This window comes from Sphingomonas sp. 77B (genome assembly GCF_056497825.1).
This window is the reverse complement of record NZ_JBWMBY010000003.1, coordinates 1-10,604: the sequence shown is the minus strand read 5'-3', so window position 1 is coordinate 10,604 and position 10,604 is coordinate 1. Positions and strand designations below refer to the sequence as shown.

Here is a 10,604-nt window from a genome sequence, read left to right as displayed (position 1 = left end):
GCCCCCCAAAAACGATTGTGACGCGGCCGTCATCGAGACGTCATCGCTTTCACATCGCTTCGTAACAATGCCTCGCCACGGGGGCGGGAACGACCGGCGCCGGGGGGTGTCGGCACGATCACGCGCCCAGGGGAAGCATCATGCACGCCATTCGTTCCGGCATCCGCGGTCTCGCGGGGGCCTCGCTCATCGCATTGTCCCTGGCTGCGAGCCCGGCACTGGCCGGGGCCAGCGATGCCAGTGCCCCCGCCGGGCTGCCCGCGGCCGGGCCGATCCTGTCGGGGCGCATCTATGACGCGACCGGCGTGGCGCTGCCCGGTGCGCGCATCGTCGTCGAGGGGACGGGGGCGCAGGCGACGACCAATCTGCAGGGCGAGTTCAGCATCGTCACCCCCGACGAGGCGGGCGACGTCACCCTGCTGGTCGATTATCTGGGCCGGGCGCCGGTCCGCCACATCGTGCCCGCAGCCGAGCGGGGCCGCCCCGTCTCGCTGACCCTGCCCGCCGCCAGCGGCGCGGCGAGCGACATCGTCGTCACCGGCGCGTCTCTCCTCGACAACACCGCGCGCGCGCTCAACCAGCAGCGGACCGCCGACAACACCGTCACCATCATCTCGGCCGACGCGATCGGCCGCTTCCCCGATCCCAATATCGCCGAGGCGCTGCAGCGCGCGCCCGGCGTCGGCATCGAGCGCGACCAGGGCGAGGGCCGTTACATCAACGTGCGCGGCGCGCCGTCGGAATGGTCGGCCATCTCGGTCGACGGCATCCAGATTCCCTCGGTCGACCCCACGACGCGCGCGGTCGATCTCGACACGCTGCCGTCGGACATCGTCGCCAATCTGGAGGTGACCAAGTCGCTGCTGCCCTATCAGGATGCGGACTCGATCGCGGGCGCGGTCAACATCACCACCCGCTCGCCCTTCGACCGCAAGGGCTTTGCGCTGACCGGCATGGCGGGCGCCAGCTACAACCAATATGGCAAGGGGAGCGATTATCGCGGATCGGCCGCGGTCAGCGATACCTTCGGCCCCGACCGCCAGTTCGGCCTGCTGTTCTCGGGCAGCTATTCGCGCACCCATCGCCGCCCCGACAATGTCGAGAACACGTGGAGCCAGACGCCTGCGGGCCTGCGCGTCACCGAGACGCTGTTCAAGGATTATGACACCAAGCGCCAGCGCATGGCCGGGACGGGCGCGTTCGAATGGCGCCCGTCGGACATGACCCATGCCTGGGTGCGCGGCACCTATGCCCGGTTCGAGGACGACGAATATCGCGACCGCATCGGCATCCTGTGGAGCGAGGGCACGATCCAGGCCGGATCGACCGACCGCGCCGCGACGTACCGCAACACCCGCATCGAAAAGCAGGTCCGCCACCGCAAGCAGATCAACGAGATCTGGTCGGCGACCGCCGGGATCGAGCAGCGGCTGGGCGAGGGCACGATCCGCGCCGATGTGGCCTATAGCGAGAGTTCGCAGACCTATCCGCGCCGCGACGAGCTGCTGTTCCGCTCCTCGCTGCGCCCGACCCTGTCTTATGATTTCGCCGATGCGGATCTGCCCGCCTATTCGCTGTTCACCAGCAAGGAGCATCTGCAGACCGGCACCTTTGCGTTCCGCGAGAATGCCTATCGGTCGAACACGACGAAGAATGACGAGCTGACGCTCGCGGTCCGCTCCGACGTGCCGCTGGGCGACAACATCACCCTGTCGGGCGGTGGCAAATATCGCGAGCGGCACATCAACGCCGACGAGGAGCGGTTGCGCGACCGCCGTACATCGGCCGCGCCGTCGCAGAGCCTGGCGGGGCTGTTGTCCGATCAGGAATCGCGCAATTTCGGCTATGACCTGGGCCAGCGTTTCGCCCCCTCGCTGGCGGACGCCTATTTCGACGCGACCAAGGCGGCCTCGGAGCGTCGCCTGCCGCAGTCGCTGACCGCCGACTATATCGCCGAGGAGAAGATCCTCGGTCTGTTCGCCATGGCCAAATATGTGAAGGACGGCACGACCCTGATCGCCGGGCTTCGCGTCGAGACCACCGATTTCGAGAGCAGCGCGCCCGGCGTGTCGCGCACCGGCGCGATCACCACCGCGCGGGGGCGCAACGGCTATGCCGACTTCTTCCCCAACCTGACGCTGCGCCAGGCCTTTACCCCCAACCTGATCCTGCGCGCCGCGCTCAGCCGCGCGATCAACCGCCCCAACTTCCCGCAGATCGCCCCGCGCGTGCTGGAAACGAGCGAGGGCAACACGGTGCGCGTCGATTTCGGCAACCCGGACCTGAAACCGACCCTGTCGAACAATGCCGATGCGGGGCTGGAATATTACATCCGCCCGCTGGGGCTGATCGCGGTCAACGGCTTCTACAAGGATCTGTCCGACTATCGCTACACGCTGACCAGCACGGGGGTGTATAACGGCGTGGGCGGCGCGATCCTCAGCCGCCCGGTCAACGCGCGTCGCGGCGAGCTGTACGGGGTCGAGGTCAACTGGCAGCAGCAGCTGAGCTTCCTGCCCGGCGTGCTGGGCGGGTTCGGCGTGTTCGCCAACTATACCTATACCAGGGGGAACGCGACCTTCGACACCGCCTTTGCCGGGCGCAGCCGCTTCGCGCTGCCCGGCCAGTCGACGCATATGTGGAACGCCAGCGTCTTCTACGAACGCGGGCCGGTGAACCTGCGCGTCGCCTATACCAAGCGGTCGGACTATCTGGACGAGATCAACGCCGACAATCCCGCGCTCGACCTGTATTGGGAGGGTCGCGGCCAGCTCGACGTGACGGGCAGCGTGCAGCTGGCGAAGGGGATCAACCTGTTCGCCGAGGGCAAGAACCTGACGAACACGCCGGGCGTGCGCTATTTCGGCCAGCGTTTCCGCACCTATGAATATGAGAAGTTCGGCTACACGATCTTCGGCGGCCTGCGGGTGAAGCTGTGAGGGCGGTCGCGCTGCTCGCGCTGTTGCTCGCCGGGTGCGCGGGCGTATCCGCGACGCCGCAGGCCCCCACGCCGATCGGCGCGCCCATCGTCGCGCCGGTGGTCGCCGCGGCGGCCGAGACCGATCCGGTCGACAGCAGCTCGGACGCGGCGGACGATCCCGCGATCTGGCGCAACCGGGCCGACCCGGCCGCCAGCCTGGTCATCGGCACCGACAAGCAGGCGGGCATCCATGTCTATGACCTGCACGGCAAGCGCCTGTCCTTCACGCCCGCCGCGCGGCTGAACAATGTCGACCTGCGCGAGATGGCGGGCGGCCGTGTCGTCGTGGCGGCCAGCGACCGCGCGGACAAGGCGAATGCGCATGTCGCGCTGTTCACCCTCGACACCCGGGCGCGCCGTCTGGTGCCGATGGGCCGCTATCCGGTGGGGCCGGGCGAGGCGTACGGGATGTGCCTGTGGACCCGTGCGAAGGACCGCGCGCTGTTCGGCTTCGTCGTGCTGAAGGACGGGCGGATCGACCAGGTCCGCATCGACCTGACCGCCGCGACCCCGCGCGTCGAACGGGTGCGCAGCATGAAGCTGGGCACCCAGGCCGAGGGGTGCGTGGTCGATGATCGCACGGGCCTTCTCTATGTGGCCGAGGAGGATGTCGGGCTGTGGCGTTTTGCCGCCGATCCCGCCGCGCCGACCACCGCGACGAGCATAGCCAGGGTCGATGGCCGCACGCTGTTCGACGATGCCGAGGGGCTGGCGCTGGCGCCCCGGGGCGCGCGGGGCGGCTATCTGGTCGTGTCCAGCCAGGGCGACAACGCCTATACGCTCTATCGCCTGCCCGGCGTGACCTATGCGGGCCGCTTTCGCATCGGGGGGGGCGCCATCGACGGGACCAGTGAGACCGACGGGATCGAGCTGGCGCTGGGCGATTTCGGCCCGGACTATCCCGGGGGGCTCTTCGTCGCGCAGGACGGCGACAACGCACCCCAGACTCAGAATTTCAAATATGTCAGCTGGGCGAAGGTGCTGAAGGCGCTGGGGCTGTAGGCGTCGGCTATTCCTCCCCTTGCAGGGGAGGAATGTTTCGCATCCGCGCCTGTCCCATGACACCTGTCCCATGACACCTGTCCCATGACACCTGTCCCATGACAATTGCCGTGGACCGGCCATTCATGCATGGCGCGGGGCGGGTCTGTCTGCCGGGGGTGTGAAGAATGAAGATCGCTGTTTTCGGGCTTGGCTATGTGGGAATGTCCAACGCGGTGCTGCTGGCCCAGCACAATGACGTGGTCGCGGTCGACATTTCGCCCGAGCGGGTGGCGATGGTCAATGCGCGCACCTCGCCGATCGTGGATGCCGAACTCGACGATTTCCTGACCGGCCGCACGCTGAACCTGACCGCCACCACCGACGCCGCACAGGCGCTGGCGGATGCGGATTACGTGATCGTCGCGACGCCGACCAATTACGACATCGACACCAACAGCTTCAACACCGCCTCGGTCGAGGCGGTGATCTCGCTGGCCAAGACCCATGCTCCGCAAGCCACCGTGGTCATCAAGTCGACCATCCCCGTCGGCTTCGTCGACGATGTCCGCGCGCGGATGGGGACCGATCAGGTCATTTTCAGCCCCGAATTCCTGCGCGAAGGCCGCGCGCTGCACGACAATCTCCACCCGTCGCGCATCATCGTGGGCGAACAGTCCGAGCGCGCGCGGATCTTTGCCGACCTGCTCGTCCAGGGCGCGGAGAAGGCCGACATCCCGGTCCTGTTCACCGGCACCCGCGAGGCCGAGGCGATCAAGCTGTTCGCCAACACCTATCTCGCGATGCGCGTCGCCTTCTTCAACGAGCTCGACAGCTATGCGATCGCCGGCGACATGGACACGCGCCAGATCATCGAGGGCGTCGGCCTGGATCCGCGCATCGGCACCCACTACAACAATCCCAGCTTCGGCTATGGCGGCTATTGCCTGCCCAAGGACACCAAGCAGCTGCTGGCCAACTACACCAACGTCCCCCAGAACCTGATCCGCGCGATCGTCGACGCGAACCGCACCCGCAAGGATTTCCTGGCCGACCAGATCATCGCGAAGAAGCCCGCCCAGGTCGGCATCTTCCGCCTGACGATGAAGGCGGGATCGGACAATTTCCGCCAGTCCTCGATCCAGGGCATCATGAAGCGGATCAAGGCCAAGGGGATCGAGGTCGTCGTCTTCGAACCCGCGCTGGCCGAGGACGCCTTCTTCGGATCGCGCGTCTACCGCGACCTGGCGGCGTTCAAGCAGGACAGCGACGTCATCATCGCCAACCGCAACGACCCCGAACTGGCCGACGTCGCGGACAAGCTGTTCACCCGCGACATCTTCGGCTCGGACTGAGGGTTCGCGCCGGGCAAGGGGGATCGGGACGGGGCAATCCCGGCGACGCCCCCTTTGGCCTTGCATGGTCGGGGCCGGGCCTTGAAGCGGCTATCGGGCAGCACCGGCGCTTCGCCCCGTTTCTCGCCGTCCGGCGCGCAGTTTCGGGACATCCCGTCGCCCCTCCACCTCCCCAATCTGGAAAGCCGGATCGGGCGCTCGCGATCCGGGTCTGGGCGTACAGCCTGTCTTGCCGATTGCTCGTATCTTTTCGCAATCAGCTGATCCAGCTCTCCACGCAATGCGCTGTCCAGGTCGTATGCGATAATCGTGCGGTACACATCAGGCCGTAACCGAAAATGCCTTCCTCACGGAAGGAAACCTCCACAAGAGCCAGGTTGCCGTTCCTCGAAAAAATGGGGCTGGTGAACGTGACGAACCTGAGGTGTCCTTCATGATCCGTCGTCAGCCCTGCCTTTCCCTTCCATTTACAAAAAGGCTTGAAGTTTTCAAAGCTGTAGCTTTCTTCCTGTCCTGTGATTTCATCAAACTCTTCTGCGGACAATGCCATAAGTTTGCGGTAGCCAGAATCGAAGTTTTTGAGATTTTTAAGACGGCGACGCGACGAGCGAACATCCTTTGGGAAAGCAGGTGCATCCTGCTTAATCGCGGCAGTGTACGCGGCTTGAAGAACGGCGCACGTCCTTGGCGCCGATGCGAAGGTTAGCACCGGCTGTTGAGCCGGCGTGGGTGGCATCGTTGCAGACGACACGAGCGGCGCCAAAGCCGCGACAATGTTCGTAGCCCGCATATTATCTCCAAGGGAATGACTGACCGGCCGCTATCGTGGGTTTCTTCCGAACGCTTGCGGCCCGCAACCCATCGATGTTTCGCTGCTCGTGCCGACACATCGGCTTTCCCGCTTCTCGATCCCAATCGCGACGACTGCCGGGCCTGGCGTACGCCTTGCCCCTCTTCTCCCCGCCCCCTCAGAACAGTTTGCGCACGCCGAACCGGACGGCGCGGCCGACGGGGTCGAGCAGGGCGGGCTGGAAGCGGGCGGGGGTGTTGCCGTTGCGGTCGGTGACGTTGATCCGGTCGTTCAGCAGATTGTCGACGATGAAATGGGCCCGCATCTTGGTGGTCCATGGCTTGTCGATCACCTTGTGCAGGTCGATCGAGCTGAAGAACGCCACCTGCGCCAGCGCCGAGAAGCGCAGGTCGGAGGCCGCGATCTCGCTGCGGATGCGGGTCGGGCCCTGGATCCGGCCGAAAAAGCCGACGCTCAGCAGATCGTAGGAAAAGAACCCGTTCACATCCACGTCCCAGCGCGGCCGTCCACCCGTGCCGTTCAGCGTCGCCCCGTCGAGCAGGTCGAGCACCGGCCCCCCGCGCCTGAGCGTCAGCCGGTTGTCCAGCCGATAGCCGGGCGCGACCGCCATCGACAGATAGGGCGGGGGCTTGGGCGGGCGGGGCGGGGGGCTCGGGCTGGCCGCATTGCCGGGCGGGGCCGTGCCCGGGGCGGGGGCCTCTGGCGGCTTTGCGGGGGGCGGAGGCATCTTGCCCAGCGGGCCGTTGAACGAAAAATTCATGCGCAGCTTGCGTTCGCGCTCGAACGCCAGGTTGACCGGGCGCAGGTCGACCGTGACCAGTTGGCCTTGCGCGTTGCGGATGAACAGGTCGGGGAACATCCGCTGGAACGCCAGCGTCGCACCGCCCAGCGAGGCGGCCTGGTTGTCGATGCGCGACTGGTTGTAATCCAGCCCGACGCGCAACGCCTCGCTCCTGAACGGCTGGACCGAGACGCCCAGCGTCGTCATCCGCCGCTTCTCGGGCGCCAGATCGGGATTGCCGCCGAAGATCGTGGTGACGAGCGTGCTGCGCCCGGTCACGAAGTCGAAAAAGGGCACGTTGGGCGTCGCCACGACCGGCGCGACGACCTGGGTCACGCCGGGCGCGGCCTGGCTGACATTGACCGAGGCGTTGAACTGGAGCGGGCGCAGCGGCGTCCAGTTCATGCCCAGATTATAGGTGCTCAGCCGCCCGAAGTCGGACACCTCGGACACCCCGGCCATGACGCTGGCCTGCAATTCGCCCAGCGCCGACAGCACGCCTTCGCGCCGTGAGGCGATCGGCACGATGGCGTTGACGCTGGCCCCGCGCATGGTACGTCCCAGCCCCTCGACCGGCAGCGCCAGATTGGTGCGCGCGTCGCTGTCGATCCGGCTATAGTCGGTGGTGGCGGTCAGCAGCACCGATCCGGCGGGCAGGCGGACGAGCGGGCCGTTGGCGGTCGCCTTGATCCCGATGGTATCCGACCGGGTCCGGCTGAGGTTCAGGAGGCGCCGCGCCGCGGTGCTCGCATCGATTGCCGCCATCGGATCGCCGCCCGCGTCGATCGCCGCCTGGAGCGCGCCCAGCGGCACGCCGATCTCGGACCGGTTGCGCGACACCATCCGGTCGTAATTGCCCGTCACCGCCCAGCTCCAGCGCCGCACCGCGCCGGTCAGCGTGCCGGCCGCGCGCAGCGCCATGCTGCTGTTGCGCTGGCGCAGCACGCTGTCGGGCAGGTAGCGATAGAGGAGGGTGTCGTTGGCGAACGGAAACGCGCCCAGGCCGCCCGGCACCCGCAGCGTCGCGGGCGCCAGGCCGTTCAGCCCGCTTGCCCCATTGGCATCCATCGACAGGGTCAGCGAGCCCGCCATGCTCTTGCCGATCGGCACGGCCAGCCCGCCCTCGGCATGGATGGAATCGCTGCGCGGTTGCAGCGTGCGGAACCGCCCGAGATCGGTGACGGCGACCGGGCTGTCGGCATAGGCCGACAGCACTCCGCGCGCGGCCGGGTCGATGGGCACGCCCGCCACGGTCACGCTGCGCCCCGCCAGCCCGTCCAGCCGCGGGTCCAGGCTGGCGCCCGCCACGCCGCCCACATTGCCCGTCGTCGCAAAGAGCACGTCGGGATCGACCAGAACCGGACGCTGGCTCTGGAGGATCGGTTCGATATGCGTGTGCGTGGCGTTGAAGGTCAGGCGGCGCGGCCCGTCGATCCGCGCCGAGGTCAGCTCGGCGAAATTGGTCGTGCCGCCCCCGTCGGTCTGAACGCTGACCAGATCGTTGAGCGTCACCGCACGGAATTTCTTCTTGGTGATGAAGTTCGTGACCCGGACGGTCGGCGGAAAGCCGAAGCGCGCCGCCTCCTGCTCGGGCAGCACCTCGATCCGCTCCATCGCCTCATAGGGCAGCGACTGAAACTCCGAGAAGCCCGACACGCGGCGCCCGTTGAGCAGCATCACCGAATCCTGCCCGCTCGACGACCGGGTCAGCGGACGCAGTTTGCGCATCAGGTCGCTGAGGCTCGTCGCGCCCATCGCGTCCAGCGCCTGCGCGTCCAGCACCGCGACCGGCGCGACCGCGCCGATCGCCGATCCGGGGATGCGCTGGCCCATGACGGTGACTTCGGACGGGGGGATGTCGCTGGTCGGGGGCGGGGATGGCTCGGCCGGAGGGTCGGTCGGATCGGGCGCCACGGACTGCGCATGGGTCGGTGCCGCCCCGAGCGCGGCCATGATGAACGCTGTCCATGCCACGCCGCCCCTGAGCGCCGCGCCTCCCCCCGATCGCATCGTCCAGCCACTCCCATCGCCGACGTTATGATCCGGTCATACTGTGGCGACCATGTCACAATTAAGGCAATTTTTGCCCCATAACTTGACTTTGCCGATTCTGGGCGACCGATTTTGCTAATACACCAGCTTCAGAATGACTTGGCGGCATGAAAAAACCGCATCCCCCGGACGGTGAAGGCCGGGGAATGCGGGCAGGCAGGGGCATGGCGAGGACCGATGCCCCGGGGAAACGCTCAGCACCGGATCTTACTTGTGCTATACCGTTTTTATAGAGGAAATTTGGAAATGCGCAACGGCTGACATTCTTTCCGCTTGGGAGCGCCGTTCCGGTTCCGGGCGGCGACACGTCCCGGCCCGGCGCCGTGCCGTGCGTTGGCGATGTTCAGACCCCGGGCGCGGCCGGTTCGGCAAGCGTGGGGGCGGGGGCGGCCTTGTTGCGCAGCACGCCGCGCATCACCCGCAGATAATGGTCGGCGCCGTGCTCGATGGCGAAGCGCCGCGCCTGGTGCAGCGTGCGCCGCGCATCGGGGGCATGGCCATGGGCATCGGCGATGGCCGCCGCGAACGCCGCCTCGTCGCCGACCGGCACCAGCGTGCCGAGCGTCCCCTGTTGCAGCAGCGCGCCCATCGACCGGCTGCAATCGGTGGCGATGATGCCGATATTGGCCGCCAGCCCCTCCAGGATGACCGCGGGCACGCCTTCGTAATCCGACGACAGCAACAGCGTGTCATACCCCGCCAGCAGCGCGGCCGGATTGGTGACATAGCCCCGGAAATCCACCCGGTCGGCAATGCCCAGCGACGCCGCCAGCGCCTCCAGCGCGGGCCGCTCCGGCCCCTCGCCGAACAGGGTCAGCGTGTCGGCCGGGCCGCTGCCCCGCGCGAACCCGCGCAGCATCAGCGCCAGGTTCTTCTGCGGGGCCAGCCGCGCGATGGTGACGAAACGGCGTCCGGCCGATGGCGCAGGCGCGCGGCCCGGTTCGCGCAGCGCCATGATCTGCGTCTCCGACAGGGCGGGATCCGGGATGATCGACACGCGCGCCGGCGACACGCGCACGCCCTGCACGATCTCGGCGCGCATCGGCTTTTCCATGCCGACGAAATGGTCGATCGCCAGCCCCTGGATCCGCAACCACAGGCGATAGAAGACGCGATAGACCCGCGAAGCGTCGGCCCGGTCCAGATTGTTGCTGATCTTGGCGACGATCGGCGGACAGTCGCGCCCCAGCGCCAGCTTCAGCATCACCGCCGGAAAGGCATAGGTGTTGCCCGCGCAGAACAGCACGTCCGGCCGCACCGCCCGCACGATGCGGGGCAGGGTGGCGACCATCCAGATGGTTTCCCAATGCGCGATCCCCGGCCAGCGGCGCCGGGGTGTGACGAAAGCCAGCTCCGCCCCGACATCCTCGGCCATCGCGCCGTCGGTCCGCCCCAGGAACAGCGGCGCATCGACCCCGGTCGCGCGCCAGCGCCGGATCAGCCGCAACGCGATCCGTTCGACCCCGCCGGGTTCGAAACTGTGGAGAAAGGTCAGGACGCGCAAAGGCCGTCACGCCCTGATCGCAGCCGATATCGCCCGGAATTCCAGCCCATGGTTCAGCGCGATAGCATGACCGCCGGACAAAACGATACCATGACGTGACGTAATTGTCATGATCGGCGGGAAGAGGGGGCGGGGGCGGC

6 protein-coding genes are annotated in these 10,604 nt (G+C 67.3%); 3 read left to right on the top strand and 3 right to left on the bottom strand.

Annotated features, from left to right (window positions below):
• Positions 1-140: 140 nt before the first annotated feature.
• From AC1GI4_RS18635 to AC1GI4_RS18625, 3 genes are all read left to right on the top strand, one after another.
• Positions 141-2,939 carry a TonB-dependent receptor gene (locus AC1GI4_RS18635; RefSeq protein WP_479630547.1) on the top strand — a complete coding sequence of 933 codons (2,799 nt, stop codon included), beginning with the start codon at positions 141-143 and terminating at the stop codon, positions 2,937-2,939.
• Complete coding sequence (locus tag AC1GI4_RS18630) at positions 2,936-3,982, top strand: phytase (RefSeq protein ID WP_479630546.1); 1,047 nt, start codon at positions 2,936-2,938, stop codon at positions 3,980-3,982. The genes AC1GI4_RS18635 and AC1GI4_RS18630 overlap by 4 nt, the downstream gene beginning before the upstream one ends.
• A 167-nt stretch (positions 3,983-4,149) precedes the next feature.
• A complete protein-coding gene (locus AC1GI4_RS18625; RefSeq protein WP_479630545.1) occupies positions 4,150-5,316 on the top strand; it encodes a nucleotide sugar dehydrogenase in 1,167 nt (388 codons plus the stop codon).
• Positions 5,317-5,572: 256 nt separating this feature from the next.
• Here AC1GI4_RS18625 and AC1GI4_RS18620 read toward each other — a convergent pair whose 3' ends face one another.
• The 3 genes from AC1GI4_RS18620 to AC1GI4_RS18610 form a co-directional block, all read right to left on the bottom strand.
• The gene (locus AC1GI4_RS18620) at positions 5,573-6,106 is read right to left on the bottom strand and encodes a hypothetical protein (RefSeq protein ID WP_479630544.1); all 534 of its coding nucleotides are present in this window, start codon (positions 6,104-6,106) and stop codon (positions 5,573-5,575) included.
• A 178-nt stretch (positions 6,107-6,284) separates the two neighbouring features.
• The gene (locus AC1GI4_RS18615; protein WP_479630543.1) at positions 6,285-8,882 is read right to left on the bottom strand and encodes a TonB-dependent receptor; all 2,598 of its coding nucleotides are present in this window, start codon (positions 8,880-8,882) and stop codon (positions 6,285-6,287) included.
• Positions 8,883-9,303: 421 nt separating this feature from the next.
• The gene (locus AC1GI4_RS18610) at positions 9,304-10,464 is read right to left on the bottom strand and encodes a glycosyltransferase (protein ID WP_479630542.1); all 1,161 of its coding nucleotides are present in this window, start codon (positions 10,462-10,464) and stop codon (positions 9,304-9,306) included.
• Between the last annotated feature and the right edge of the window lie 140 nt (positions 10,465-10,604).